The sequence below is a fragment of the Rahnella sp. PAMC25559 genome (genome assembly GCF_050632365.1).
GTDB classification, from domain to species: domain Bacteria; phylum Pseudomonadota; class Gammaproteobacteria; order Enterobacterales; family Enterobacteriaceae; genus Rahnella; species Rahnella rivi.
In genome coordinates, this window is sequence record NZ_CP192543.1 from 424,241 (window position 1) to 449,992 (window position 25,752).

Annotated in this window: 28 protein-coding genes; 5 read left to right on the forward strand and 23 right to left on the reverse strand. The window is 52.6% G+C overall.

Translation table 11 applies throughout. From position 1 onward, the window contains the following. Positions 1–23: 23 nt before the first annotated feature. On the reverse strand, positions 24–335 hold the full coding sequence (gene rpsJ / locus ACQZQY_RS03360) for a 30S ribosomal protein S10 (RefSeq protein WP_009639175.1): 312 nt from the start codon (positions 333–335) through the stop codon (positions 24–26). Between the two features lie 426 nt (positions 336–761). Between rpsJ and ACQZQY_RS03365 the strand changes: the two genes are divergently transcribed. Further along, entirely contained in the window at positions 762–1,586 is an 825-nt protein-coding gene (locus tag ACQZQY_RS03365; protein WP_431296604.1) for a prepilin peptidase, read from the forward strand. A 25-nt stretch (positions 1,587–1,611) separates the two neighbouring features. Here the strand turns inward: ACQZQY_RS03365 and bfr are convergent, their stop codons facing one another. The 11 genes from bfr to fkpA all read right to left on the reverse strand — a co-directional run bounded on the left by bfr (position 1,612) and on the right by fkpA (position 9,979). After that, a complete protein-coding gene (bfr, locus tag ACQZQY_RS03370) occupies positions 1,612–2,091 on the reverse strand; it encodes a bacterioferritin (protein WP_056778014.1) in 480 nt (159 codons plus the stop codon). Positions 2,092–2,176: 85 nt separating this feature from the next. Beyond that, positions 2,177–2,371: a bacterioferritin-associated ferredoxin gene (bfd, locus tag ACQZQY_RS03375; RefSeq protein WP_056778102.1), complete on the reverse strand. Its 195-nt coding sequence runs from the start codon at positions 2,369–2,371 to the stop codon at positions 2,177–2,179. A gap of 145 nt (positions 2,372–2,516) precedes the next feature. Next, a complete protein-coding gene (gene tuf / locus ACQZQY_RS03380; RefSeq protein ID WP_122097336.1) occupies positions 2,517–3,701 on the reverse strand; it encodes an elongation factor Tu in 1,185 nt (394 codons plus the stop codon). A gap of 71 nt (positions 3,702–3,772) precedes the next feature. Continuing rightward, the gene (gene fusA / locus ACQZQY_RS03385) at positions 3,773–5,887 is read right to left on the reverse strand and encodes an elongation factor G (RefSeq protein WP_056775179.1); all 2,115 of its coding nucleotides are present in this window, start codon (positions 5,885–5,887) and stop codon (positions 3,773–3,775) included. Positions 5,888–5,983: 96 nt separating this feature from the next. Beyond that, positions 5,984–6,454 (reverse strand): 30S ribosomal protein S7, encoded by a 471-nt coding sequence (gene rpsG / locus ACQZQY_RS03390; protein ID WP_005969574.1) that lies wholly within the window; start codon positions 6,452–6,454, stop codon positions 5,984–5,986. A 96-nt stretch (positions 6,455–6,550) separates the two neighbouring features. Further along, complete coding sequence (rpsL, locus tag ACQZQY_RS03395) at positions 6,551–6,925, reverse strand: 30S ribosomal protein S12 (protein ID WP_013573668.1); 375 nt, start codon at positions 6,923–6,925, stop codon at positions 6,551–6,553. Between the two features lie 143 nt (positions 6,926–7,068). Next, the gene (gene tusB / locus ACQZQY_RS03400) at positions 7,069–7,356 is read right to left on the reverse strand and encodes a sulfurtransferase complex subunit TusB (protein WP_431296605.1); all 288 of its coding nucleotides are present in this window, start codon (positions 7,354–7,356) and stop codon (positions 7,069–7,071) included. A gap of 13 nt (positions 7,357–7,369) precedes the next feature. Then, a complete protein-coding gene (tusC, locus tag ACQZQY_RS03405; RefSeq protein WP_431296606.1) occupies positions 7,370–7,729 on the reverse strand; it encodes a sulfurtransferase complex subunit TusC in 360 nt (119 codons plus the stop codon). Positions 7,730–7,751: 22 nt separating this feature from the next. Then, the gene (gene tusD / locus ACQZQY_RS03410) at positions 7,752–8,144 is read right to left on the reverse strand and encodes a sulfurtransferase complex subunit TusD (RefSeq protein ID WP_431296607.1); all 393 of its coding nucleotides are present in this window, start codon (positions 8,142–8,144) and stop codon (positions 7,752–7,754) included. After that, positions 8,141–8,863 carry a helix-turn-helix transcriptional regulator gene (locus ACQZQY_RS03415; RefSeq protein WP_056775190.1) on the reverse strand — a complete coding sequence of 241 codons (723 nt, stop codon included), beginning with the start codon at positions 8,861–8,863 and terminating at the stop codon, positions 8,141–8,143. The genes tusD and ACQZQY_RS03415 overlap by 4 nt, the downstream gene beginning before the upstream one ends. A 264-nt stretch (positions 8,864–9,127) precedes the next feature. After that, positions 9,128–9,979: an FKBP-type peptidyl-prolyl cis-trans isomerase gene (fkpA, locus tag ACQZQY_RS03420; protein WP_136375323.1), complete on the reverse strand. Its 852-nt coding sequence runs from the start codon at positions 9,977–9,979 to the stop codon at positions 9,128–9,130. 292 nt (positions 9,980–10,271) lie between these two features. Between fkpA and ACQZQY_RS03425 the strand changes: the two genes are divergently transcribed. Beyond that, positions 10,272–10,490: a protein SlyX gene (locus tag ACQZQY_RS03425; protein ID WP_056775197.1), complete on the forward strand. Its 219-nt coding sequence runs from the start codon at positions 10,272–10,274 to the stop codon at positions 10,488–10,490. Between the two features lie 72 nt (positions 10,491–10,562). Here ACQZQY_RS03425 and slyD read toward each other — a convergent pair whose 3' ends face one another. The 4 genes from slyD to kefG form a co-directional block, all read right to left on the reverse strand. Beyond that, positions 10,563–11,168, reverse strand: a complete 606-nt coding sequence (gene slyD / locus ACQZQY_RS03430) for a peptidylprolyl isomerase (protein WP_056775200.1) — start codon at positions 11,166–11,168, stop codon at positions 10,563–10,565. 200 nt (positions 11,169–11,368) lie between these two features. Next, positions 11,369–11,572, reverse strand: a complete 204-nt coding sequence (locus ACQZQY_RS03435; protein WP_056775203.1) for a YheV family putative zinc ribbon protein — start codon at positions 11,570–11,572, stop codon at positions 11,369–11,371. A 79-nt stretch (positions 11,573–11,651) separates the two neighbouring features. Beyond that, the gene (gene kefB, locus ACQZQY_RS03440; RefSeq protein ID WP_056775208.1) at positions 11,652–13,460 is read right to left on the reverse strand and encodes a glutathione-regulated potassium-efflux system protein KefB; all 1,809 of its coding nucleotides are present in this window, start codon (positions 13,458–13,460) and stop codon (positions 11,652–11,654) included. Next, the gene (kefG, locus tag ACQZQY_RS03445) at positions 13,460–14,014 is read right to left on the reverse strand and encodes a glutathione-regulated potassium-efflux system ancillary protein KefG (protein ID WP_056775210.1); all 555 of its coding nucleotides are present in this window, start codon (positions 14,012–14,014) and stop codon (positions 13,460–13,462) included. The genes kefB and kefG overlap by 1 nt, the downstream gene beginning before the upstream one ends. 129 nt (positions 14,015–14,143) lie before the next feature. Between kefG and ACQZQY_RS03450 the strand changes: the two genes are divergently transcribed. Next, positions 14,144–16,063 carry an ABC transporter ATP-binding protein gene (locus ACQZQY_RS03450; protein WP_217202932.1) on the forward strand — a complete coding sequence of 640 codons (1,920 nt, stop codon included), beginning with the start codon at positions 14,144–14,146 and terminating at the stop codon, positions 16,061–16,063. A gap of 96 nt (positions 16,064–16,159) precedes the next feature. On the opposite strand, the gene tauD is transcribed toward ACQZQY_RS03450, so the two are convergent. The 5 genes from tauD to ACQZQY_RS03475 form a co-directional block, all read right to left on the reverse strand. Next, the gene (gene tauD / locus ACQZQY_RS03455) at positions 16,160–17,008 is read right to left on the reverse strand and encodes a taurine dioxygenase (protein ID WP_056775219.1); all 849 of its coding nucleotides are present in this window, start codon (positions 17,006–17,008) and stop codon (positions 16,160–16,162) included. Next, on the reverse strand, positions 17,005–17,838 hold the full coding sequence (gene tauC / locus ACQZQY_RS03460; RefSeq protein ID WP_431296608.1) for a taurine ABC transporter permease TauC: 834 nt from the start codon (positions 17,836–17,838) through the stop codon (positions 17,005–17,007). The genes tauD and tauC overlap by 4 nt, the downstream gene beginning before the upstream one ends. After that, positions 17,835–18,602 carry a taurine ABC transporter ATP-binding subunit gene (gene tauB, locus ACQZQY_RS03465; RefSeq protein WP_431296609.1) on the reverse strand — a complete coding sequence of 256 codons (768 nt, stop codon included), beginning with the start codon at positions 18,600–18,602 and terminating at the stop codon, positions 17,835–17,837. The genes tauC and tauB overlap by 4 nt, the downstream gene beginning before the upstream one ends. A gap of 10 nt (positions 18,603–18,612) precedes the next feature. Beyond that, on the reverse strand, positions 18,613–19,623 hold the full coding sequence (tauA, locus tag ACQZQY_RS03470) for a taurine ABC transporter substrate-binding protein (protein ID WP_183849681.1): 1,011 nt from the start codon (positions 19,621–19,623) through the stop codon (positions 18,613–18,615). A gap of 164 nt (positions 19,624–19,787) precedes the next feature. After that, a complete protein-coding gene (locus tag ACQZQY_RS03475; RefSeq protein WP_056775230.1) occupies positions 19,788–20,390 on the reverse strand; it encodes a LysE family translocator in 603 nt (200 codons plus the stop codon). Positions 20,391–20,501: 111 nt separating this feature from the next. Between ACQZQY_RS03475 and ACQZQY_RS03480 the strand changes: the two genes are divergently transcribed. Together ACQZQY_RS03480 and ACQZQY_RS03485 are read left to right on the forward strand one after the other, a co-directional pair. Then, entirely contained in the window at positions 20,502–21,503 is a 1,002-nt protein-coding gene (locus tag ACQZQY_RS03480; protein WP_431296610.1) for a hydrolase, read from the forward strand. Further along, positions 21,500–21,745, forward strand: coding sequence for a YheU family protein (locus ACQZQY_RS03485; RefSeq protein ID WP_056775236.1), 246 nt, complete (start codon positions 21,500–21,502; stop codon positions 21,743–21,745). The genes ACQZQY_RS03480 and ACQZQY_RS03485 overlap by 4 nt, the downstream gene beginning before the upstream one ends. Positions 21,746–21,818: 73 nt before the next feature. Here ACQZQY_RS03485 and glgP read toward each other — a convergent pair whose 3' ends face one another. Beyond that, the gene (glgP, locus tag ACQZQY_RS03490; RefSeq protein ID WP_056775239.1) at positions 21,819–24,266 is read right to left on the reverse strand and encodes a glycogen phosphorylase; all 2,448 of its coding nucleotides are present in this window, start codon (positions 24,264–24,266) and stop codon (positions 21,819–21,821) included. A gap of 39 nt (positions 24,267–24,305) precedes the next feature. Beyond that, a complete protein-coding gene (glgA, locus tag ACQZQY_RS03495) occupies positions 24,306–25,742 on the reverse strand; it encodes a glycogen synthase GlgA (RefSeq protein ID WP_431296611.1) in 1,437 nt (478 codons plus the stop codon). Positions 25,743–25,752: the final 10 nt, after the last annotated feature.

Sequence of the window (25,752 nt, forward strand, 5' to 3'; positions counted from 1 at the left end):
CCTCTCAATCGTCAATGACCTGATTAACCCAGGCTGATCTGCACGTCTACACCAGCAGCCAGATCCAGACGCATCAGAGCATCCACGGTTTTCTCGGTTGGCTCAACGATGTCAACCAGACGCTTGTGAGTACGAATTTCATACTGATCGCGCGCATCTTTATTGACGTGCGGAGAAATCAGAATAGTAAAACGCTCTTTGCGGGTCGGCAGCGGGATTGGACCACGAACTTGCGCACCAGTGCGCTTCGCAGTCTCAACGATTTCCGCAGTTGATTGATCGATCAAACGATGATCAAACGCTTTCAGGCGGATACGGATTCTTTGGTTCTGCATGAGACCAGAGCTCCAATTATTTTAAACGTAAATGATTACTCCTCAAACCCATTTCGATTGATGGGAGAGTGTAATCGTTCTTCACATAACCCCCATATCGGGAGTATTGTTGACCAGCGAGTTGCCTCAGTGGCCAGCTGATTCAGATTGAATCAGGCTTACCAATATTAGGTAAGCCCGCGCATTATACGTAAACCGTCAGATTAAGCAACTGCCAATCCAGAGAATGTGCGTTTATTTTGCGCGCCCTCTTTGCGCTGTTCATCCTGCCTCACACTCAATGATGTCCCGCATCAATAGTTATCAGCGGTCATATCAATGTCGTAATGCATTCATAGTTAACAATGAATTCTCTAGACCCTTGGCTCCTGACTATCCACTATCTGCCCTGGTAAATATCATCGCATAAGCAAAGCGGGGGCAATCATGGCGGAATTTCTACAAAGCATACTCAAGTCTGGCAGTTTACTTTCTTTTGCTATTCATGCCTCATCTTTGATATTCGGGGCAATTTTTGGCGGCGCTTTAACGATCACCGCACGCCGACTTCACCTCGCAAACAACTCGAACGACGATTTGCAACCGAGTACCGATACATTCACGCTGGCACCGCATCGCCCCAAAACAAAATCAGGTCTTCGAACCAGATGCCCCATAAGATTATCCAACTGCCCATTTTTCATCGGGCTTTGTATTTTACTTCAGGAGTCGAGATCTAAGCGTGTTTTGCTTAATGGAGGAACTTGCGGAATACTGTTGCTTGGTCTTTCTTTTGTCCTCCCCTTCTCATTAGCCCTTTTATCAATCTTGTGGTTCATGGGGTTTCTTCTGATTCTGAGCATGATCGACTATTACACCCTCAGGCTGCCAGATGCACTGACTCAACCTTTATTGTGGTCCGGCTTACTGATAAGTGTGTCTGGGGTGGGAATATCACCGGAGTCCGCCATATGCGGATCGGTATGTGGGTATCTGTCTTTATGGGGACTTTATTGGTTGTTCAGGTTTTTTTCGGGGAAGGAAGGCGTCGGATATGGCGACTTTAAACTGCTTGCAGCTATCGGAGCCTGGACAGGGTGGGAGGCGCTGCCTCTTGTCTGTACACTGGCCGCATGTTCGGGAATGGTATTTTCGATATTTTGGAAAAAAAATGGGGGCGCTGAAAAGCAAATACCTTTTGGTCCGAGCCTTTCAGCTGCAGGCTTTCTTATCTACACCAGCCAGAAAAGTGAAATGCTCTGGCTGATGTAATATTCTTGGGTTCTACTCAAGACCGTTACTGTGATTCTTCTTTCAATTGCGACTGAATATAGTTTTGCAGTCCGATGCGTCCAATTAACTCGATCTCTGTTTCCAGCCAGTCGATGTGATGCTCCTCATCGGCCAGAATGGTGATCATCATATCGCGACTGACATAATCATGGACGGAGTCTGCGTATGAAATAGCCTCACGCAGATCTTTCGCACCTTCTAATTCCAGAAGCAAATCTGACTTCAGCATCTCTTCAACATCTTCACCAATGTTGAGTTTGCCTAAATCCTGCAAATTTGGTAGCCCTTCAAGGAACAAGATACGCTCAATGTAGATATCAGCATGTTTCATTTCGTCTATCGATTCATGATACTCGATACCATTAAGACGCATCAGCCCCCAGTTTTTGAACATACGCGCATGCAAAAAATACTGATTGATAGCAACCAGTTCATTTCCAAGAAGTTTATTGAGGTGTGCAATGACTTTTTTATCGCCTTTCATAGGTAACTCCTCCGTTCCGGTATCTAAAGCGTAGATCCGGTACAGAGTAAGTCAAAAAAAAGGCACACTTTTTAACGAAGTATTTTTACGCGATGTTTTTGAACTCGGGAATTTGCTGCAACTCATCTTCCATTATCTGACGTGCTGCGCGTACACATTTGCCACATTGAGTCCCGACCGGCACAAAATTCCTGAGCTGTTGAAACGTTTGAGGCTGGTAACGTCTTACTGCCTGTCTGATTGTTTTATCACTGACTGAATTACACAAACACACGTACATATAAACCACACCTCGCATATAACTTCCTTTAACTTTAAATGAGAATGGTTATTATTGCAAATGTGGCGCGTATACTTTTGACTCATTTTCAGGCAATAAAAAAGGGTGCCGAAGCACCCTTTTTTTTGCTCTTAATTATCAGCGATTAAGCGATAACTTTAGCAACAACACCAGCGCCTACTGTACGGCCGCCTTCACGGATTGCGAAACGCAGACCGTCATCCATCGCGATTGGGTGGATCAGGGTAACAACCATGTTCACGTTGTCACCAGGCATTACCATCTCAACGCCTTCTGGCAGTTCGATAGTACCGGTCACGTCAGTTGTACGGAAGTAGAACTGTGGACGGTAGCCTTTGAAGAATGGAGTATGACGACCACCTTCTTCTTTGCTCAGGATGTACACTTCGGAATCAAACTTAGTGTGTGGTTTGATTGAACCTGGTTTAGCCAGAACCTGACCACGTTCGATGTCTTCACGTTTGATACCACGCAGCAGAACACCAACGTTCTCACCAGCACGGCCTTCGTCCAGCAGTTTGCGGAACATTTCAACGCCGGTACAAGTAGACTTAACAGTGTCCTTGATACCCACGATTTCAACTTCTTCGCCCACTTTAACGATACCGCGCTCTACACGACCGGTAACAACCGTACCACGGCCGGAGATGGAGAATACGTCTTCGATTGGCAGCAGGAACGGCTTATCGATAGCACGCTCTGGCAATGGAATGTAGCTGTCCAGTGCTTCTGCCAGTTCGATGATTTTCGCTTCCCAAGTTGCATCGCCTTCCAGTGCTTTCAGCGCTGAACCTTTGATGACCGGGATGTCGTCGCCTGGGAATTCGTAAGCAGAAAGAAGTTCACGAACTTCCATTTCTACCAGTTCCAGCAGCTCTTCATCATCAACCATGTCGCATTTGTTCATGAACACGATCATGAATGGAACGCCAACCTGGCGACCCAGCAGGATGTGCTCACGGGTCTGAGGCATAGGGCCATCAGTTGCAGCAACAACCAGGATAGCGCCGTCCATCTGAGCAGCACCGGTGATCATGTTTTTCACGTAGTCGGCGTGCCCTGGGCAGTCAACGTGCGCGTAGTGACGAGTCGGGGTGTCATATTCAACGTGTGAAGTGTTGATGGTGATACCACGAGCTTTTTCTTCTGGTGCGTTATCGATCTGGTCGAATGCGCGTGCAGAACCGCCGTAGGTTTTAGCCAGAACGGTGGTGATTGCTGCAGTCAGGGTAGTTTTACCGTGGTCGACGTGGCCGATAGTACCAACGTTAACGTGCGGTTTGTTACGTTCAAATTTTTCTTTAGACACGGCTATATTCCTTACTCTTGTGCTCTCCCTTCATAGAGAGAGCACGGGATCATTGTGTTTAAAACTGTGGCTTATTTGCCACGAGCTTCAATAACGGCCAGGGCCACGTTATTCGGCGCATCATCATACTTCAGGAATTCCATGGAGTAAGATGCACGGCCTTTAGTCAGTGAACGCAGCTGAGTCGCATAACCGAACATTTCGGAAAGCGGAACTTCGGCATGAATCACAACGCCAGTAGCGTTAGAATCTTGGCCTTTCAGCATACCACGACGACGGCTAAGGTCACCGATGACGTCACCAGTGTTCTCTTCTGGAGTTTCTACTTCAACCTTCATGATCGGCTCAAGCAGAACTGGTTTCGCTTTCTTAAAGCCATCTTTGAAGGCAATAGAAGCGGCCAGTTTAAACGCCAGCTCGGAGGAGTCAACGTCGTGGTAAGAACCGAAGTGCAGACGCACACCGAGATCTACTACTGGGTAACCCGCCAGAGGACCTGATTTCAGCTGTTCCTGGATGCCTTTGTCAATCGCAGAGATGTATTCGCCAGGAATTACACCACCCTTGATTTCGTTGACAAACTCGTAGCCTTTCGGATTCGAGCCTGGCTCCAACGGATACATATCGATCACAACGTGACCGTACTGACCACGACCACCAGACTGCTTGGCGTGTTTACCTTCAACGTCAGTCACTTTGGAGCGAATCGCTTCACGGTAAGCAACCTGCGGCTTACCTACGTTCGCTTCAACGTTAAACTCACGACGCATACGGTCAACCAGGATATCCAGGTGAAGTTCACCCATACCTGCGATGATAGTCTGACCAGATTCTTCGTCAGTCCATACGCGGAATGATGGGTCTTCTTTCGCCAGACGGCCCAGAGCCAGACCCATTTTTTCCTGGTCAGCTTTGGTTTTTGGTTCTACCGCAACGGAGATTACCGGCTCAGGGAATTCCATGCGCTCCAGAATGATCACGTTATCCGGATCACACAAGGTATCACCAGTAGTCACGTCTTTCAGACCGATCGCTGCAGCGATATCGCCCGCACGAACTTCTTTGATTTCTTCACGCTTGTTAGCGTGCATCTGAACGATACGACCCAGACGTTCACGCTGTGATTTCACTGGGTTAAATACAGTGTCACCAGAGTTGACGAGACCGGAATAAACACGGAAGAACGTCAAGTTACCCACGAATGGGTCAGTAGCGATTTTGAACGCCAGAGCAGAGAACGGCTCAGCATCGTCAGAATGGCGAACTGCCGGAGTATCTTTACCGTCATCCAACATACCGTTGATAGCTTCAACGTCAGTTGGTGCTGGCAGATATTCAACAACAGCATCCAGCATTGCCTGTACGCCTTTGTTTTTAAACGCAGAACCACAGGTAACCAGGATAACTTCGTTGTTCAGAACGCGCTTACGCAGAGAAGCTTTGATCTCTTCTTCAGTCAGCTCTTCGCCACCAAAGAATTTCTCCATCAGCTCATCAGAACCTTCAGCAGCGGACTCAACCAGTTTCTGACGCCATTCTTCAGCCAGTTCTTGCATATCAGCTGGGATCTCTTCGTATTCGAAGGTCACGCCCTGATCTGCTTCGTTCCAGTTGATAGCTTTCATTTTCACCAGGTCAACAACACCGGTGAATTTCTCTTCCGCGCCGATTGCCAGTTGCAGAGGCACCGGAGTTGCGCCCAGACGTTTTTCAATCTGGTCAACAACTTTCAGGAAGTTAGCACCCATACGGTCCATTTTGTTAACGAACGCGATACGTGGAACTTTATATTTGTTTGCCTGGCGCCATACGGTCTCAGACTGTGGCTGAACACCACCAACTGCACAGTAAACCATTACCGCGCCATCAAGAACACGCATGGAACGTTCAACTTCGATGGTGAAGTCAACGTGTCCTGGGGTGTCAATGATGTTGATGTGGTGTGGTTCAAACTGCTTAGCCATACCAGACCAGAAACAGGTTGTCGCAGCGGACGTGATGGTAATACCACGTTCCTGCTCCTGCTCCATCCAGTCCATGGTGGCTGCGCCGTCATGAACTTCACCGATTTTGTGGTTTACACCGGTGTAGAACAGAACACGTTCGGTAGTAGTTGTCTTACCGGCGTCGATGTGAGCACTGATACCAATGTTACGGTAGCGCTCAATGGGTGTTTTACGAGCCATTTGATTCCTCTATAACTAGGACGTTCAAGTTCGGTTAAGCCAAGCGGGTTGGCTTCTTGAAGCGCCCGCTTGGTTAGCATAACTACAGCGAAGTGATTACCAGCGGTAGTGGGCGAACGCCTTGTTGGCTTCAGCCATACGGTGAACGTCTTCACGTTTCTTAACTGCAGTACCTTTGTTCTCTGCAGCATCAGAAAGTTCGTTCGCCAGGCGGAGAGCCATGGATTTATCACCGCGTTTACGAGCAGCTTCAACGATCCAACGCATTGCCAGAGCATTACGACGAACCGGACGGACTTCTACTGGAACCTGATAAGTAGAACCACCTACACGGCGGGACTTAACTTCGACAGTCGGACGAACGTTGTCCAGTGCGACTTCGAAAGCTTCCAGGTGGCCTTTACCGCTACGTTGAGCCAGGGTCTCAAGAGCAGTGTAGACGATTGCTTCTGCAGTAGATTTTTTACCATCTACCATCAGAATGTTGACGAATTTTGCCAGCAGTTCGGATCCGAACTTAGGATCTGGCAGGATTTTACGTTGACCAATGACGCGACGACGTGGCATGGAAATACTCCGTTGTTAATTCAGGATTGTCCAAAACTCTAAGAGTTTATTTTGACAGTAATGTGAAAATGTTTGGCCTTACTTAACGGAGAACCATTAAGACTTCGGCTTTTTAACGCCGTATTTAGAACGAGATTGCTTACGATCCTTAACGCCTGAACAGTCCAGCGCGCCGCGGACGGTGTGATAACGCACACCTGGCAAGTCTTTTACACGACCGCCACGGATCAGGATCACGGAGTGTTCCTGAAGGTTATGACCTTCACCGCCGATGTAGGAGGTAACTTCAAAACCGTTAGTCAAACGCACACGGCATACTTTACGCAATGCGGAGTTTGGTTTTTTAGGAGTGGTGGTATATACACGGGTACATACGCCACGTTTCTGCGGGCAAGCTTCCAGCGCTGGAACGTTGCTTTTAGCAACCTTCGTAGAGCGTGGTTTGCGTACCAGCTGATTAATTGTTGCCATTAAAAAGCTCCTGGATTTTGGTTCATAAACTACTTTGTAAACGCGTGATAAATCGCCCCATAAAAAGCATTAGCTAATATGGGGACGCAGAATTTTAGAGCTGACCTTGGAGGGTGTCAAGAAATATACAGCACATCATAGATTCACCAAGCGGTTTGCTGGGCATGTTTCTCCGTCAGCGCGACGAAACCAGTATAGTCGATCAGGGTAATATTGTGTGATATTTGACCAACCAATCCTCTGGCGGCCAAATCCTCGCTTAGCACATAGACACTTTGTACATGCTGAAAAAGCAGCTCGCACGCCTCACTGCCTTCAAGGGAAGCCAGCACACCATCTTGCATCAACAGCAGGGCATCATCCTGAGTCACCAGTTTAACAAGCAGCGGGAAATCACAGTGTTGCGGGGAACGGCCAAGAGTAAAAAGCATCGGAATTCCTGATTCAGAAAGTCAGCACCACATCATATTCAGCCAGTTGGCGACGGATTTCGGCGACAGACAGCGGCGCAACATCCAGCACCCAATCCTGCGTAACAGACAATCCTCTTGCCTTTAAAGATGACGAACAGACATAGCACTGATCGACGTCGTAAAGCGATAACACGCCAAATGTCGCGATATAATTGCGCGCTAATATTTTTTCGGGCTGCTGGCCTGGGATCAGCTGAAACACCCCATCCGCCATGAAAAAGACGCCAATGTCTTCGGTCAGGGCAGAAGTTGCCAGCAATGCATCAAGACCTTCACGACCGGCAGATGTACCGTGAGGTCCCTGCGTGAAAATAAACGCCACCTTCTTCATCGTTGTTTTCCGCTCAGACACATCAGAATTGCACCATTCGATCGCAGGTCAGTGACGCTTCTGCGAGACTGCCCAATCCGGTGAGGTTGAAGCCGGGTTGCAGGTTGGTCTGACCATGCCCCTGATTATGCGCTTCCGTTTCATCGATCACTCCCCGGCGCAATGCCGCAGCAATGCACACATTGAGCGCTACCTGATGATCGGCCGCCATTCTTTGCCATGAACGAACCAAATCGAATTCATCGGAGGCCGGGGCAGAAAGCAAATTGCCGTTCAACACCCCATCCCGATAGAAAAACACGCTGTCGAGTTGATGGCCGCTGGCGAGCAAAGCCAGCGCAAACTGATAAGCGGCACTGGCTTGTTGCGTTCCATAAGCCGGGCCGGTCACCAGGAGGCAATAACGCAGTTTCAACGCTCATTCCCCACCAGGTCACCGCTTTTAAACTGGCGGATATACAGGTAGACCGTGTGTTTGGAAATATTCAGCCGGTCAGCGACCTGATTGATAGCATCTTTGATATCAAAAATACCTTTTTCATAAAGATTCAGAACCACCTGACGGTTCTTCGCATTGTTAGACACATTACGGTCAGCGTTCACTTCTTCAATCGTGAATTCGAGCGTTTGTGCGACCAGATCGTCAACGGACGACGCGAAGTTAACCGAAGGTGCCACTTCCTGCGTTTCAGGCGGCATAAAGGTTTGAATGATTTGCGAGAAAGGTACGTCAAGATTCATGTTGATACACAACAGCCCCACCACGCGCTGTTCGCGATTGCGAATGGCGATAGTGACTGACTTCATCAACACACCGCTTTTTGCGCGGGTGAAATAGGCTTTGGAGACATTGCTGTCCGCGCCGGTCATGTCATGCAACATGCGCAGCGCCAGATCCGTAATAGGCGAACCAATCTTACGGCCTGTGTGTTCACCGTTGGCGATTCGCACGGCGGAACATTTCAGATCTTCCAGCGAGTGAAGAACAATTTCGCAATGCTCACCAATAAGCATCGCCAGTCCGTCCACGACGGCCTCGTAGGAAGACAAAATTTCGTGATCGACCTGGCTAAAAGGACGTTGGTCCAGCAAATCCAGTTCGCCGGTTTCGCCAGTTATAAGCGAATTAGACATTGAAGCTACCACCCTCTACATCGCGCCTTCTCATGGGAGCCAGGGCGCATTATTCATCATTCCAGGTTCGTTACTGTACCAAAACTACAGAAAAAACGGTCTGGCGAGTTTACGGATCTGTGACGTTATGCCCGACGGACAGAAGCGTCAAGTAATCATCATAGAGTAACCGCAGTAAAAAGAGGGATTGGTTGCGATAAAAGTTACCCGCGAAAAAAAACCGCCGCATTATGCGACGGTTCGTTGCAGCAACTGTGCTTTCGCTTAGTTTGCTTTTGGCGCTGCTTCAGCTTCAGCTGGTTTTTCAGCTGCTTTAGGATCTGCTTTAGGCGCAGCCTTCACGTCCAGCAGTTCAACGTCGAACACCAGAGTAGAATTCGCTGGGATCCCCGGAACGCCGGTTTTGCCGTAGGCCAGTTCTGGTGGAATGACCAGCTTGATTTTGCCGCCTTTCTTGATGTGTTTCAGGCCTTCGGTCCAGCCTGGGATCACGCCATCAAGACGGAAAGACAGTGGCTCGCCGCGGGTGTAAGAGTTATCGAACTCTGTACCGTCGGTCAGGGTACCTTTGTAGTTCACGACAACGGTGTCGCTGTCTTTAGGTGCCGCGCCAGTACCTGGTTTTTCTACCTGATACATCAGGCCAGATTCCGTCTTCTTCACGCCTTTTTCTTTAGCGAAATCAGCACGGAATTTGTCACCTTTGTCGGAATTCGCTTTAGCATCCTGTTCCATCTTAGCTTGTGCAGAAGCTTTCACACGGCCTTCGAAGGTTTGCAGGGTTTTCTCGATTTCCTGATCTGACAATTTGCTCTTGTTCGCAAACGCATCCTGAACACCGGCGATCAACTGGTCTTTATCCAGTTTGATGCCCAGTTTTTCTTGTTCTTTCAGCGAGTTGTCCATGTAGCGACCCAGTGAAGCGCCCAGCGCGTAAGCCGCCTGCTCATCATCACTTTTAAACTTAGAGGCTTCTGCTGCAGGTGCAGCAGCTGGCGCGGTGGCAGCAGGTTTTGCCGCTGCGGCCGGTGCAGTTTCAGCAGCCATAACCTGAGTCGCGTTCAGGGCGATTGCCATGGTCGTTGCCAGCAGGGTGACTTTAAACAGTGATTTCATCCATTTCTCCAGGACCAGAAGTTTATGACCTCTGGTAATCATTACGAAAGTTCGGCGGTTACTATAACTGTCCGTCTCACGACAAAACAATCTCTATACACGCCATTAGCGTCTATTTCAGACCTTTTACGCATCAATTAGTTTCGCGAAACCGTTGAAAAACGAAGGTTGAGCGCCACAGTTGTCAGGTAATTCGCCGTATTTGCAGGTAGAATCGGCCACCTAATTGCAGGATGAGGTTCCGGTCAGTGCTCAATCTGATCAACTTGAGCCACACGATGAGGTAACAATGATGAACTCAAATACCGTTGAACAGCGTCTGGAAATGCTGGAAAACAAACTGGCTTTTCAGGAAGTCACCATCGAAGAGCTGAATATGATCGTGACGCAACACCAGCTGGAGATGAGCCGTTTACATGATCATCTGCGTCTGCTGACGGACAAACTGCGCGCCAGCCAGCCGTCAATGATTGCAGATCAGTCGGAAGAAACTCCGCCGCCACATTATTGATAACGTTCCCTGACCCAGTAAAAAGGCGCCCATCAGGCGCCTTTCTTATTAACCGCGACAGCGGGCGTGCGATCAATGACAACCGCAGCCGCCGTTGCCGCCGCAACCGCCTTTCTTCGCTTCATCATGGCCGTGATCGTGATCATGGCTGTGACCGTGGCCACCGCAGCAACCGTCACCATGTTCGTGATCGTGACCATGGTCGTGGCCGTGTTCGCCATGAACGTGGCCATGCGCCAGTTCTTCTTCAGTCGCTTCACGGATAGCAACCACTTCAACGTGGAAGTTCAGATCCTGACCCGCCAGCATGTGGTTACCATCGACAACAACGTGGTCGCCGTCAACTTCAGTGATTTCAACAGGAACCGGGCCTTGATCGGTGTCAGCCAGGAAACGCATACCCACTTCCAGCTCTTCAACACCCATGAACACGTCTTTAGGAACGCGCTGAACCAGATTTTCATCGTAGTTGCCGTAAGCGTCATTCGCGCCAACGTGCACGTCGAATACGTCGCCGATGGCATGGCCTTCCAGCGCCGTTTCCAGACCGGAGATCAGGGAGCCATGGCCGTGCAGATAATCCAACGGTGCGCTCACCGGAGATTCATCAACCAACACACCGTCTTCTGTACGTACCTGATATGCCACGCTGATGACCAGGTCTTTAGATACTTTCATGATAACTCCTACCGTTGGAAACTTAATTTGTTGTATGCGGACGTCTTAACAACGTACGCAACGTCAGTTAAGACTAATTCAGTGACGGTCACTTTTCGATGAGATCATCCTGAAAAGCGATACCGGATAAATTTGGCGAAGAGTGTAGCGGAAATCCGCGCCGCTGTACCCTACAGCATAAAAAAACGCGGCTATTAACGCTACTTTGGATCGAAAATACCGATCACCTGCTCTTCCGGACGCAGCTTCTTACTGACCTGCGCATCCGTCTGGCGCTGATGGTGGCCGCACGTCATGCATTCCACCACTTCAACCTGATCTTCCGTCCATAACGCCAGCGTATCCAGCGCCTTACATTTCGGACACACCGCGCCGGCGATAAAACGTTTACGGGTAGTAGCCATTGTTACTTCTCCTGAAATTAACGACATTGCGTCTGGTCAGTTTTCGCTCAAAAGGCGGCATTATTTTTAATCTGCCGGACTATTCATCATCATCCCAGCCATCAAGCTGCCGGCGTTCGTTATGCATTTCGCTCTGGAAGATATCTTCCAGTTCGCGCCGCGCCTCTTTCACGCGGGAAATTTGCGCCACATCACCCCGGTTTTGTGGCACCAGCTCACGCAGCATACGCATATCGAGACGGCGAAAATGCTGCTGGGCGCGATACGCACTGTGCGGATGCATACCCAGCGTCACCAGCGCCTTCTTGCCCAGTTCCAGCGCACTGGAGAACGTCTCGCGGGAGAAGTGCGCTACGCCCGCCTGCAACAGTTCATGGGCTTCTACGCGGCCCCGGGCGCGCGCCAGAATATTCAGATGAGGAAAGTGTTGCTGACACAAATGCACGATGGTCATTGTGTCTTCCGGCTCATCACAGGTAATGACAATCGATTTCGCTTTCTCCGCGCCGGATGCCCTCAGCAACTCAAGTTCGGTCGCATCGCCGTAATAGACTTTATACCCATAGGTGCGCATCAGCCCGACCGCACTGATATCGCGCTCCAGTACGGTGATGCGCATCTTATTCGCCATCAGCAAACGCCCGATGACCTGCCCGAAACGCCCGAATCCGACGATAATCACTTGCGGCTCATCATCCTGCACAAAGTGCTTTTCGTCGCTCTCTTCACCGTCGTTATAGCGACGTACCAGGATCCGGTCCACCCACTGCATCAGCAAAGGCGTGGTCATCATCGATAACGTCACCACCACCAGCAGCAATGAAAGCTGGGAAGAAGAAATGACTTTCTGCGCGCCGGCGGCCGAAAACAGCACGAAAGCAAACTCGCCTCCCTGGCTGAGCACAGCGGAGAATTGCAGCCGGACTGAAGTGCGTAACCCAAACACCCGGGAAAGCCCGTAGAGCACCGCACCTTTGACCGTCACCAGAATAATCACACCGGCCAGCACCAGCAGAATATGGGTGTACAGCACCCCCAGATTCAACGCCATGCCAACAGAAATAAAGAACAGCCCGAGCAGTAAACCCTTAAATGGCTCGATAGCGATTTCCAGTTCGTGCTGATATTCACTTTCTGCCAGTAAAATCCCGGCGATAAACGTCCCGAGCGCCATCGAAAAGCCCAACGTATCCATAAACAACGCCGAACCCAGCACCACCAGCAACGCGGCGGCGGTAAACACCTCGCGCACGCCGGAGGCAACGATCAGCCGGAAAATGGGCCGCAGCAAATAGCGGCCGCCAATCAGCATGCCGCCAAACGCCAGCACTTTAATACCGATCATTTCCCAGTTATTGCTGCCCTCGGACCCTCCCGCCAGAATCGGGATCAGCGCCAGGGCCGGGATTACCGCGATGTCCTGAAACAGCAGCACGGCAAAACCCAGCTGGCCGCCTTCGTTACGGGTCATGCCTTTATCGCGCATCAGCTGCAACGCCATGGCCGTTGATGACATCGCCAGCCCGATACCGCCGATCACCGCCGCCTGCCAGGAGAACTTCGTCAGATAAAGCAGGCCGCCGAGCACCAGCGCAGTGAGGATCACCTGCCCGGCGCCGACGCCAAATATTTGCCGCCGCAATGCCCACAGCTTTCCGGGGTTCAGCTCCAGCCCGATGATAAACATCAGAAAGACCACGCCGAGTTCAGAGAAGTGCAGAATTTCGTCGACGTCGCGAATAAAGCCCAGCCCCCAAGGGCCGATGGCGATCCCGGCCAGCAAATAGCCGAGCACCGCGCCAATGCCTAAACGCTGCGCAACGGGAACGGCCACGACGGCGGCGAACAGAAACAGCAGGATCGCGGCGGGCAGATTTGAACCATCCATCAGGCGATCCCTCCCTGCGGCAGCGGAGATTTAAGCCATTCGCCGTAAGCTTCAGCATGGCTTTGCAACACATCAGGTTTCTGACGACGCGCCCAGTAAATGATGACGGGCGTCATCCAGTGCATATGACACATCGCCGAGGTCAGCTCAAATGGCCGCATAATGTCGGACATCGGATAGCGGTTATACCCGCCCGCTTTATACGCCCCTTCGGGTTCGCCGGTGGTGACCACCGAACGCCAGTATTTTCCCCGCAGTTCATTGCCCCCTGCTCCGCTGGCAAAGCCTCTCGCCAGTACGCGATCCATCCATTCCTTCAGCAACGCCGGGCAGCTGTAGGTATAAAGAGGATGCTGGAAGACGATCACTTTATGCTCGCGCAGCAGTTGCTGTTCGCGGTGGATATCAATAAAGAAGTCGGGATAGTGGGCGTACAAATCGTGCACGGTGACATGTTCAAGTTGCTGCGCTTGTTGTAATAAAACGCGATTGGCGACCGAATCGGGTGATTCCGGGTGGGCGTACAGCAGCAAAACCTTTGGTGGCTGCGACATCAATACCTCCAAAGCGTCGTCAGGGTGCGGTTTTTCCGTTACCATGCTTCGCAAAGACAAAATGGGACGCGATACGTCTTGTTTAAATCATTTTCATGACAATTTAACATACTCTCAACACGGCGCTTTATGATTGTTTTCTCCTCCTTACAAATCCGACGCGGCACTAATGTGCTGCTGGACAACGCGTCTGCGACCATCAATCCTGGCCAAAAAGTCGGGCTGGTGGGCAAAAATGGCTGCGGTAAATCCACCCTTATTTCACTGCTAAAAGGTGAGATGAGCGCCGATGCAGGCAATCTGACATTTCCGTCCAGCTGGGCGCTGGCCTGGGTTAATCAGGAAACACCCGCTCTGGACGAGCCTGCGATAGAGTATGTTATCGACGGCGATCGCGAATTTCGTCAGTTAGAATCCGAATTACAGCAGGCCAATGAACGTGACGATGGCCATGCCATTGCCACGCTGCACGGCAAGCTGGATGCGATCAACGCCTGGACTATTCCGGCGCGCGCGGCCAGCCTGCTCAGCGGTTTAGGTTTTAGCCAGAATCAGCTTCAGCAGCCGGTCAAATCCTTCTCCGGTGGCTGGCGTATGCGCCTTAACCTGGCGCAGGCGCTGATTTGCCGCTCTGATTTACTGCTGCTCGACGAACCGACCAACCACCTGGATTTAGATGCGGTGATCTGGCTGGAAAAGTGGCTGAAAAGCTACACCGGCACGCTGGTGCTGATTTCCCATGACCGCGATTTCCTGGATCCGATTGTCGATAAAATTCTGCATATCGAGCAGCAAACGCTGAACGAATACACCGGCAACTACTCGTCTTTCGAACGTCAGCGTGCGACCAAACTGTCGCAACAGCAGGCATTGTTTGAAAGTCAGCAGGAAAAAGTGGCGCATCTGCAAAGCTATATCGATCGTTTCCGCGCCCAGGCGACCAAAGCCAAACAGGCGCAGAGCCGTATCAAAATGCTCGAACGCATGGAGCTGATTGCCCCGGCACACGTCGACAATCCTTTTCATTTTAGCTTCCGTTCGCCGGAAAGCTTACCCGATCCGCTGCTGCGGATGGAAAAAGTCAGCGCCGGTTATGGCGACACCACCATTCTGGATTCGATCAAGCTGAATCTGGTGCCGGGGTCGCGCATCGGCCTGCTGGGCCGTAACGGTGCCGGTAAATCCACGCTGATCAAACTGCTGGCGGGCACCATGGCACCGCTTCAGGGTGATATCGGGCTGTCTAAAGGCGTCAAACTCGGTTACTTCGCGCAGCATCAGCTCGAGTTCCTGCGCGCCGATGATTCGCCACTGCAACACCTGGTGCGTCTGGCAGCGAAAGAAACCGAGCAGCAACTGCGGGATTATCTCGGTGGTTTCGGCTTCCACGGCGACAAAGTGACGGATCCGACCGGGCGTTTCTCCGGCGGCGAAAAAGCCCGTCTGGTGCTGGCCCTGATCGTCTGGCAGCGTCCGAACCTGCTGCTGCTCGATGAACCGACCAACCACCTCGATCTGGATATGCGTCAGGCGCTGACCGAAGCGCTGATGGACTTTGAAGGCGCGATGGTGGTGGTGTCGCATGACCGTCACTTACTGCGTTCCACCACGGATGATTTGTATCTGGTTCACGGCGGTAAAGTCGAACAGTTCGACGGCGATCTGGAAGATTATCAGCAGTGGCTGGTGGATATTCAGCGTCAGGAAAATCAGCTGGATGCACCCTCGAAAGACGGTGGCGTAAACAGTGCGCAATCACGCAAAGACCAGAAGCGTCGCGAAGCCGATTTCCGCAACCAGACCCAGCCGCTGCGTAAGCAAATCACCAAACTCGAAACGCAGATGGAAAAACTGAGCACTGAACTGGCGGCGATTGAAGAACGTCTGGCCGATTCCGCGATGTACGACATCAGCCGTAAAGCCGATCTTACCGAATGTCTGCAACAACAGACCAAAGTGAAAGGCGCGCTGGAAGAAACCGAAATGACCTGGCTCGATGCCCAGGAACAGCTGGAAGAGTTATCAAAAGCCTTTGATGTAGAAGGCTGAGCTGACGGTTAAAAGCGGTCACACCGATAAAACGTGATTGTGCAGGAGCGACCAACGTGACGCAGCGATGCCGTCATCGCCCTGCACAACCTCGTATCAGGCTTTGTAAAAGGGTTTATCGCCCAATATGGTCGCGCGATGCATGATCCGCCGCTGCGGCAAATAATCGGCATTCGCATAGTGCTGCGTCACGCGGTTATCCCATATCGCGATATCATTTTCCTGCCAGCGCCAGCGCACCTGAAATTCCGGTTTAGTGATATGGCTGAACAGGAACGTCAACACAGCCGCGCTCTCTTTTTCACTCAAGCCGATAATCCGCGTCGTGAAACCCTCATTGACGAACAACGCCTTTTTGCCGCTGACCGGGTGTGAACGGATCACCGGATGCAACAACGGCGGATTTTTCTCCTTGGCTTTCAGCCATTGCGCGTGTTCTTCCGCCGTTTTCCGGTACTTAAATTCCTGGAATGATTTGGTAAAGTCGTGTTCAGCCTGTAAGCCACTCAGCAACTGCCGGAATGGCTCAGACAGCGCCTCATAGGCCGCAATACCACTGGCCCACAGCGTATCTCCGCCTGAAGAAGGCAACCTTTTCGCGGCTAAAATCGCACCGGCTGGCGGTGTGTCGATGAAGGTCACGTCGGTATGCCAGTTGTCGTTGTCCGGCGGATTATCATCATGCGTATCCAGCACGATGATCTCTTCCACGTCCGGCGCGTGCGGATACACCGGGTGAATATGCAAATCACCGAAACGGGCGGCCAGCGCACGTTGCTCCAGCGGGGTAACCGGCTGATTACGCAAGAACAGCACCTGATGCTTTAACAGCGCGTGATAAAGCTGCTCGAACTGCGCGTCTGACAGCGGTTTACTCAGCACGACATTCTCAACCTGCGCGCCGATATACGGACCTAAAGGCGTGATCACCAAACGTTCGTTCATTGTTGTTCTCCATGCCACGGGGTCAGCCTGCGTTGCAAAGCGCGCAACCCGAGTTCAAGACTAAAAGCGATCAGTGCGATGACACTGATACCGGCAATCACCACATCGGTCGCCAGAAACTCACCGGCCGACTGCACCATAAATCCGAGGCCACGCGTGGCGGCAATCAGTTCTGCCGCGACCAGCGTTGACCAGCCGACGCCCAGTCCGATGCGGATACCCGTCAGGATTTCCGGCAGCGCACTCGGCAATATCACGTAACGCAAAACCTGAAGTTTGCTGGCACCGAGTGCCTGAGCAGCGCGAACCCGCACCTGCGACACACTGCGCACACCGGCCAGCGCAGAGAGCGCCACCGGCGCAAAAATGGCCAGATAGATCAGCAGAATTTTCGAGGTTTCACCGATCCCAAACCAGATAACCATCAGCGGCAAATAGGCCAGCGGCGGCACCGGGCGATACAGTTCGATCAGCGGATCAAGAATGCCGCGTACGGTGTCATTGAGCCCCATGGCGATACCGACCGGCACACCAATGATCACCGCGGCCAGCAGGGCGATAACGATGCGCGTCAGGCTCGCGGCCAGATGCTGCCACAGCGTGGCATCCATAAATCCCTGAGGACTGCCGATCACGTAAAGCTGATGCAAAACCTGCTGCGGCGCGGGTAAAAACAGCGGGCTGATGAGGTGCAACGCCGTCACAGCCCACCAGACCAGCAGCAACACCAACAGCGTGGCAATGCTCAGGCGCACATTGCGCGGCAGGCGAAATCGCCGCCGCGAAACGGCCACCGGCGTATCGGTTTTCAACGCGGAATCCAGGCTCATATCAGCACCTCACGCTGCTGAAAGACTTTACTCAGCACGTATTCACGCTGAGCAATAAATTCAGGATCAGATTTGATTGCGCGGCAGTTTTCACCCCCGGCATAGCGCTGGCCGAAGTTGAGTTTCAGGCGTTCAACCACCTGCCCCGGCCCCGGCGACAACAGCAACAACTCGCTGGCCAGGAAAACGGCTTCTTCGATGTCGTGGGTGATCAGCAGGATCTGTTTGCCCGTATCACGCCAGATGGTCAGCAGTAATTCCTGCATCTGTTCGCGGGTAAAAGCATCCAGCGCGCCGAAAGGCTCATCAAGCAAAAGCAGTTGCGGATCCGCCGCCAGCGCACGGGCGATACCCACCCGCTGACGCATCCCGCCGGAAAGCTGCCAGATAAAATGCTTGTCGTAACCGCCCAGCCCCACTTTGCTTAACATGCGCTGCGCGATGTCCCGACGCTGAGTTTTCTTCACGCCAGCCAGTTCCAGACCAAATTCGACATTACTTTGAGCGTCCCGCCACGGCAGCAAACCTTCGTGCTGAAATACCACGCCGCGGTCGGCACCCGGCCCGTTCACTGGCTTGCCGTCCAGCGTGATGCTCCCTGAAGAGGCAGACTGGAAACCGGCGATCAGATTGAGCAGCGTGGTTTTTCCGCAACCGGACGGCCCGAGCACCACCACCAGTTCGCCACTGGCGATCTGCAGTGAAATGTCTTTGAGTGCCGGTTTGCCCTGATATTCAGCCGATAAATGCGAGACATTTAACATAGGTTGCTCCTCAGGATTTCGGGCCGGACTGCACCGCTTTCACAAACTCGCTGGTCACATAGTCGCTGTAATCATCGTCAGTCTGCTGAATTTTGCCCTGCTCCTTGAGGAAGGCCGCCGTATCTTTAATCGCTTTGTTCACCGGCTCACCGAGCTGGGTAATTTGCTCGCTGACCGGCAGATAACGGTTACCTTTCACCAGACCCGGGATCTGCTCATCCGGCACGCCGCTCAGACGCGATAAGGTGTCGAGATTCTTTTTATCCTGTAACCACTTTTCAGGTTGCTGCAAATAGTCGCCCTGCGCTTTCAGTGCGCTGCGGGCAAAGGCGGTCACGACGTCAGGATGTGCTTTGGCGAAATCTTTACGCACGACCCACACGTCCAGCGTGGGGGCGCCCCATTGACCCACTTGTGCCGAATCAGTCAGCACTTTGCCGGTTTTCTCAAGCTCGTTCACCGCCGGCGCCCAGACATATGCCCCGTCAATGTCACCACGCGCCCACGCCGCCGCGATGGCCGGTGGCTGTAAATTCACAATAGTGACCTGCTTCGGATCGATACCCCAATGCTTCAGCGCGGCCAGCAGGCTGTAGTGAGTGGTGGAAATAAACGGCACGGCGATGCGTTTCCCAATCAGATCTTTCGGGCCGTTAATGCTTTTCTTCACCACCAGCGCCTCGGAACTGCCGAGTTCAGACGCCAGCAAAAACACTTCGATCGGCAACTTCTGGCTCGCGGCAACGGCCAGCGGGCTGGATCCAATATTGCCGATCTGCACGTCACCGGAGGCCAGCGCGCGCAGCACGCTCGATCCGCTGTCGAATTTGCGCCAGTCCACCTTGGCACCGGATTCTTTGGCAAACGTATTTTCTGCCTGAGCGACCTTAGCCGGTTCCGCTGACGTCTGATAAGCCACGGTGACATCCGTCGCCTGCGCGCAGAACGCCGCCATACTCAGAGCGAGGGCCAGGCCACTTTTTTTCAATGCAGAGAGGGGAAACGTATTGAGATCGGTCATGGGGGGTCAGCTCCGCGCAGGGCGTCATTGTGTGTGTTTGTCAGTTGTAGCGGAGGTGTAAAAATAGATAAAGTAATTAGAAATTATCTTTAATGCTTTTATGGAATATAAGACACCAACAAAAAGGCCTCGTTGCGGAGGCCCTGGAAAACGCAGCAAAAAAATCAGTGCCAGATTAACAGCACGCAGGCAGCGGTCAGAATACCCATCGCAATATTAAAGGTGTACCAGGCGCGACGACTGCGCAGCAGGCGGCCAATCACCGTACCGAAACCCAGCCAGATCACCCCGGAAACCAGATTCACCAAAAACATTCCGAGGCTGATACCGGCAATTGAGTGATTGTAAGCCGCGCCCGCCAGACTGAAACTCGCCACCGCTCCCAGCCCCATCAGCCACGCTTTAGGGTTGAGGAACTGCAACAACCAGCCCTGATATAAGCGGATGGGCTTTGGCGGCGGTGCGCCGGTTTCCAGTTTTTCATAGGCGGAAGTGGCAATTTTCCACGCCAGCCACAGCAAATACAGGCTACCGGCGATCTTCAGGAACAGATGTAACGCGGGATACACCGTGATCAATCCGCCGACGCCAAATGCCACCAGCAGCAAAATACTTTGCATACCGAGCATAATGCCGACCATCAGCCAGAGTGAGCGGAAGAACCCGAAGTTAGCGCCAGAGGTGGTTAACAACATATTATTCGGCCCCGGCGTGATGGCCGCGACCCATAAAAAACCGAGCATGGATAAAAATAAACTAAGTTCCATTTAATGGGTGCTCCTCACCCGGTGTCGTGCGATTCAGTTGTGCGATAAGATTGAAGCTATCAGTGTGATATTGATCGCACAAGAGCCTGTTGAGAGAAAATTATTCATCTTATGTATGAATCCTTTCGCCCTTTGCGCGGGGCCAGTAATCCGCATATCCAGACGCTGTTACCGCGGCTGGTCAGGCGGCACGCAAAACTTAAACCCTGCTGGCAAAGACTGGACACGCCCGACGGCGATTTTCTGGATCTGGCCTGGAGTGAAGATCCGCAACTGGCGCGCCACAAACCGCGTATGGTGCTGTTTCACGGGCTGGAAGGCAGCTTCTACAGCCCGTATGCGCACGGCTTATTACAGGCGTGGAAAGACCGGGGCTGGCTGGGTGTGGTGATGCATTTTCGCGGATGCAGCGGCGAGCCGAATAAACTTCAGCGAATTTACCATTCGGGGGAAACCGAAGACGCGCGCTTTTTCATTCACTGGCTAAATGAAACTTACGGTGAAATGCCCACCGGCGCCGTCGGCGTTTCTCTTGGCGGCAATATGCTGGCCTGTTATCTCGGTCAGGAAGGCGAAAAATGCACCCTCAGCGCCGCTGTGGTGGTGTCGGCGCCGCTGATGCTTGAGCCTTGCGCGTACCGGCTTGAGCGCGGTTCATCGCGGATTTATCAGCGCTATTTGCTCGGTCAGCTTAAAGGGAATGCGTCACGCAAACTGGCAAAATACCCCGGAACGCTGCCGGTCACCCTGACACAGCTGAAATCGATGCGTCGCCTGCGCGAATTCGACGACGCGATCACGTCGAAAGCCCACGGTTTTGCCGATGCGCTGGATTATTACCGCCGGTGCAGCGGCCTGCCGTTACTGTTACAGGTACGAACGCCGCTGCTGATCATCCATGCTAAGGACGATCCGTTTATGACGCCGGAGGTGATCCCTAAAGCAGAGGATTTACCGGCCTGCGTGGAGTATCAGCTGACCGAACACGGCGGGCATGTCGGGTTTGTTTCCGGCAGTCTGCGCAATCCGCAGATGTGGCTGGAGCAGCGCATTCCCGCGTGGATCGCCCCCTATTTAGAGAAAGAAGAACCAACAAAGGATGTAACGTTGTGATTATTCCCTGGCAAGAACTGGACGCAGAAATCCTCACCAGCGTGGTGGAATCTTTTGTCTTGCGCGAAGGTACCGACTACGGCGAACAGGAACGCTCTCTCGAGCAAAAAGTGGATGACGTGAAACGTCAGCTGAAAAGCGGCGAAATAGTGCTGGTATGGTCCGAACTGCACGAAACGCTCAACATCATGCCGCGCGGCCAGTTTCGCGCCGGGCAGGAAGAAACACCGCAGGACTGGTGAGTAAAAACGTTCGCGTCATGGTTATTGTTAACCCCGGCCACTGACCGGGGTTAACCGTTAAATCAACGCCCCTCTACAATTTCACCGGCTTAATGTTCCAGATCTCATCTGCGTACTCCTGAATGGTACGGTCTGACGAGAAATAGCCCATATTGGCGATGTTGTGCAGCGTGCGGCGCGTCCACTCTTCCGGCAGTTTATACAGCTCATCGACTTTATCCTGCATATCGACATAACTGCGGTAATCCGCCAGTACCTGATAATGGTCGCCGAGATTCACCAGCGTATCGAACAGGTTGGTGTAGCGCTTTGGCTCGCCAGGACTGAACACACCGGTGGCGATTTGCGTCAGCACCTGATGCAGCTCCGCGTCCTGCTCAAAATACGTGTGCGGGTTATAACCCTGACGGCGTAACGTCTCGACCTGCTCGGTGGTGTTGCCGAAGATAAAGATATTCTCCTCGCCGACGTGTTCGAGCATTTCGACGTTTGCGCCGTCCAGCGTGCCGATGGTCAGCGCGCCGTTGAGAGCAAATTTCATATTACTGGTACCGGAAGCTTCGGTCCCTGCCAGCGAGATTTGCTCGGAGAGGTCGGCTGCCGGAATGATCATCTGCGCCAGACTGACGCTGTAGTTAGGGATGAAGACGATCTTCAGCTTGTTACCGATACGCGGATCGTTATTGATCACCGCCGCCACGTCGTTGATCAGCCGGATGATCTGTTTCGCCGCATAATAGGCCGAGGCCGCTTTACCGGCAAAAATCACCGTACGCGGCACCCATTCGGCGTCCGGCTCTTCCAGAATGCGGTTATAACGGGTGATGACGTGCAGCACGTTCATCAGCTGGCGTTTGTACTCATGAATACGTTTGATCTGCACATCGAACAGACTTTTTGGATCCACCACGATATTCAGTTTTTGCGCGATATACAGCGCGAGCCGTTTTTTGTTATCCAGCTTGGCCTTACGGATGGCCTGCAAGAAACTCAGGTAATCCAGATTCTGTTTCAGCTCAGAAAGCTGACTCAGGTCGGAACGCCAGGTGTGGCCTATCGCATCATCAATCACCGCCGAGAGCGGTTTATTGGCCAGCGCCAGCCAGCGACGCGGCGTCACTCCGTTGGTTTTATTACAGAAACGGTCAGGATAGATATGCGCGAAATCCGCGAACAGCGACTGCACCATCAGATCGGAGTGCAGCGCCGAGACGCCGTTGACTTTATGACTCGCGATCACCGCCAGCCACGCCATGCGCACCTTGCGGCCATTACCTTCATCAATAATAGAAACGCGTGACAGCAGGCCGTCGTCGCCCGGTATTTGTGCCGCGACTTCTTTGAGGAAGTGATCGTTAATCTGGAAAATGATTTCCAGATGGCGCGGCAGGATCTTACCGATCATATCCACCGACCAGGTTTCCAGCGCTTCGGTCATCAGCGTATGGTTGGTGTAGGAGAACACGCGGGAAACGGTGTCCCACGCTACCAGCCATTCAAATTTATGTTCGTCGATCAGTAACCGCATCAGCTCAGGGATAGAAAGCACCGGGTGCGTGTCGTTGAGGTGAATGGCAATTTTATCGGCCAGATTATCGTAGGTATGGTGGGTGGTGTAGTGGCGGTTGAGGATATCCTGCACCGTCGCCGACACCAGGAAATACTCCTGACGCAAACGCAGTTCACGCCCCGAATAAGTGGAATCATCCGGATAAAGCACGCGCGATACGTTCTCGGAATGGTTTTTATCTTCCACCGCCGCGAAATAGTCGCCCTGATTAAATTTACCCAGATTGATCTCGTTACTGGCCTGCGCGCCCCACAGCCGCAGCGTGTTGGTGGCGTCAGTGTCGTAACCGGGAATGACCTGATCGTAGGCGCAGGCGATGACCTCTTCGGTTTCCAGCCAGCGGGTTTTCACCCCTTCATGCTGAACGCGGCCACCGAAACGTACTTTATAACGGGTGTTGTAACGCTGAAACTCCCACGGATTCCCGTACTCCAGCCAGTAATCCGGTGACTCTTTTTGCTCGCCGTTAACGATGTTCTGCGCAAACATGCCGTATTCGTAACGAATGCCATATCCGCGCCCCGGCAGCGCCAGCGTCGCCAGCGAATCCAGGAAACAGGCTGCCAGACGCCCCAGGCCGCCGTTGCCTAATCCGGGGTCATTCTCTTCGCCGATCAGTTCTTCAAGATCAAAGCCCATTTCATCAAGCGCGCTTTTAAGATCGTCGTAAATACCCATCGCCAGCAGCGCATTGGAGAGCGTCCGTCCAATCAAAAACTCCATCGACAGGTAATACACCTGCCGGACATCCTGTGAGGTTTGCGCCCGGTTAGAGCGCAACCAGCGTTCAACCATACGGTCACGCACCGCAAATAAGGTGGCGTTCAGCCAGTCATGCTGCGTCGCGATAGACGGGTCTTTGCCAATAATAAACATCAGCTTATAGGCGATAGAATGCTTTAGCGCTTCGACACTGACTGTCGGTGAGTTGTAATTAAACGGTGAAGTCATAACGTTACATTCCCGATCAAGTTAGCTACGTTCAGGGGTTCAGGACAGAAGACGGTGATACAGCGTGAGATATTCCTGAGCTGCGACCTTCCAGCCAAAATCAATACCCATGGCGTGTTGTTGTACGTGTCGCCAATGTTTAGGACGGCTCCACAAAACAAATGCCCGGCGGATCGCACTTGCCAGCGATTTCCCCGTGGCTTCTTCGAACACAAAACCGCTGGCCGTTCCGTCAGCCAGATTTTCCAATGCACAATCCACCACGGTATCCGCTAACCCGCCGGTACGACGCACCAGCGGCAGGGTGCCGTATTTCAAACCATATAATTGCGTCAGACCGCAAGGCTCAAAGCGACTCGGCACCATAATGACATCCGCCCCGCCGATAATGCGGTGGGAAAAGGCTTCGTGGTAACCGAGCTGCACACCGACCTGCCCCGGATTGTCAGCGGCGGCGGCCAGAAATGCCTGTTGCAGCACCGCATCACCCGCTCCCAGCAGCGCCAGCTGACCGCCACGCTCGAGTAAATCCGGCAACGCTTCCAGCACCAGATCCAGCCCTTTCTGGCTGGTCAGGCGGCTGACGACTGCAAACACCAGCCGCGAGTCGTCCACGTCCAGCCCCATCGCCCGTTGCAAATAGGCTTTGTTAATGGCTTTGGAACGTAAATCATCGGCGTCATACCGCGCAGACAGCAGCACGTCATCACGTGGCTGCCAGATCGCTTCATCAACACCGTTAAGAATACCGGTCAGCCGCCCTTCCATTTCCCTCAGCTGCAACAAAGATTCCATGCCGTAACCGAATTCCGGACCGGTGATTTCTTTGGCGTAGGTCGGGCTGACGGTGGTCACGTGATCGGAGAAATACAAACCGGCTTTCAGATAGGAAATCTGGCCGTAGAACTCCAGTCCGTGCATCTGGAAAAATTCACGCGGGATGTATAACTCATCCACGTGGTGCGCGCCAAACAGCCCCTGGAACGCCAGATTATGCACGGTAAAGACCGTTTTCACCGGCGCATGGCGGGCGCGGATATACGCCGACGCCAGACCGGCGTGCCAGTCATGGGAATGCACAATATTTGGCTGCCAGTGGTGATCAAATCCCAACGCCAGTTCGCACGCCATCCAGCTTAACAATGCAAAACGCAGATGATTATCGGCGTAAGCAAAGGAAGACTGATCGTGATACGGGCTGCCGGGACGATCGTACAAACCTGGCACATCAATCAGATAAATACCGACGCCGTCAAAATAACCCAGCGAAAGGGTGACGTACCCGGCAAAAGTATCCAGCGTACCGATTACCCGTGTTTCTCCGAGGCCTTTTTTGACATCGGGGAACGCCGGAATGAGCACGCGGACATCCGCTCCCTCAGCAATCTGCGCGGCAGGCAGTGCACCGGCGACGTCTGCAAGGCCACCCGTTTTTAACAGGGGGAACAGCTCGGAACAAACATGTAAAACCTGCATTCGCGCTCCT

Coding starts and splice junctions, on each gene's coding strand:
- rpsJ (WP_009639175.1), bottom strand. CDS start 335: ATGCAGAACCAAAGAATCCGTATCCGCCTGAAAGCGTTTGATCATCGT.
- ACQZQY_RS03365 (WP_431296604.1), top strand. CDS start 762: ATGGCGGAATTTCTACAAAGCATACTCAAGTCTGGCAGTTTACTTTCT.
- bfr (WP_056778014.1), bottom strand. CDS start 2,091: ATGAAAGGCGATAAAAAAGTCATTGCACACCTCAATAAACTTCTTGGA.
- bfd (WP_056778102.1), bottom strand. CDS start 2,371: ATGTACGTGTGTTTGTGTAATTCAGTCAGTGATAAAACAATCAGACAG.
- fusA (WP_056775179.1), bottom strand. CDS start 5,887: ATGGCTCGTAAAACACCCATTGAGCGCTACCGTAACATTGGTATCAGT.
- rpsG (WP_005969574.1), bottom strand. CDS start 6,454: ATGCCACGTCGTCGCGTCATTGGTCAACGTAAAATCCTGCCAGATCCT.
- rpsL (WP_013573668.1), bottom strand. CDS start 6,925: ATGGCAACAATTAATCAGCTGGTACGCAAACCACGCTCTACGAAGGTT.
- tusB (WP_431296605.1), bottom strand. CDS start 7,356: ATGCTTTTTACTCTTGGCCGTTCCCCGCAACACTGTGATTTCCCGCTG.
- tusC (WP_431296606.1), bottom strand. CDS start 7,729: ATGAAGAAGGTGGCGTTTATTTTCACGCAGGGACCTCACGGTACATCT.
- ACQZQY_RS03415 (WP_056775190.1), bottom strand. CDS start 8,863: ATGTCTAATTCGCTTATAACTGGCGAAACCGGCGAACTGGATTTGCTG.
- fkpA (WP_136375323.1), bottom strand. CDS start 9,979: ATGAAATCACTGTTTAAAGTCACCCTGCTGGCAACGACCATGGCAATC.
- ACQZQY_RS03425 (WP_056775197.1), top strand. CDS start 10,272: ATGAACTCAAATACCGTTGAACAGCGTCTGGAAATGCTGGAAAACAAA.
- slyD (WP_056775200.1), bottom strand. CDS start 11,168: ATGAAAGTATCTAAAGACCTGGTCATCAGCGTGGCATATCAGGTACGT.
- ACQZQY_RS03435 (WP_056775203.1), bottom strand. CDS start 11,572: ATGGCTACTACCCGTAAACGTTTTATCGCCGGCGCGGTGTGTCCGAAA.
- kefB (WP_056775208.1), bottom strand. CDS start 13,460: ATGGATGGTTCAAATCTGCCCGCCGCGATCCTGCTGTTTCTGTTCGCC.
- kefG (WP_056775210.1), bottom strand. CDS start 14,014: ATGTCGCAGCCACCAAAGGTTTTGCTGCTGTACGCCCACCCGGAATCA.
- ACQZQY_RS03450 (WP_217202932.1), top strand. CDS start 14,144: ATGATTGTTTTCTCCTCCTTACAAATCCGACGCGGCACTAATGTGCTG.
- tauD (WP_056775219.1), bottom strand. CDS start 17,008: ATGAACGAACGTTTGGTGATCACGCCTTTAGGTCCGTATATCGGCGCG.
- tauC (WP_431296608.1), bottom strand. CDS start 17,838: ATGAGCCTGGATTCCGCGTTGAAAACCGATACGCCGGTGGCCGTTTCG.
- tauB (WP_431296609.1), bottom strand. CDS start 18,602: ATGTTAAATGTCTCGCATTTATCGGCTGAATATCAGGGCAAACCGGCA.
- tauA (WP_183849681.1), bottom strand. CDS start 19,623: ATGACCGATCTCAATACGTTTCCCCTCTCTGCATTGAAAAAAAGTGGC.
- ACQZQY_RS03475 (WP_056775230.1), bottom strand. CDS start 20,390: ATGGAACTTAGTTTATTTTTATCCATGCTCGGTTTTTTATGGGTCGCG.
- ACQZQY_RS03480 (WP_431296610.1), top strand. CDS start 20,502: ATGTATGAATCCTTTCGCCCTTTGCGCGGGGCCAGTAATCCGCATATC.
- glgP (WP_056775239.1), bottom strand. CDS start 24,266: ATGACTTCACCGTTTAATTACAACTCACCGACAGTCAGTGTCGAAGCG.
- glgA (WP_431296611.1), bottom strand. CDS start 25,742: ATGCAGGTTTTACATGTTTGTTCCGAGCTGTTCCCCCTGTTAAAAACG.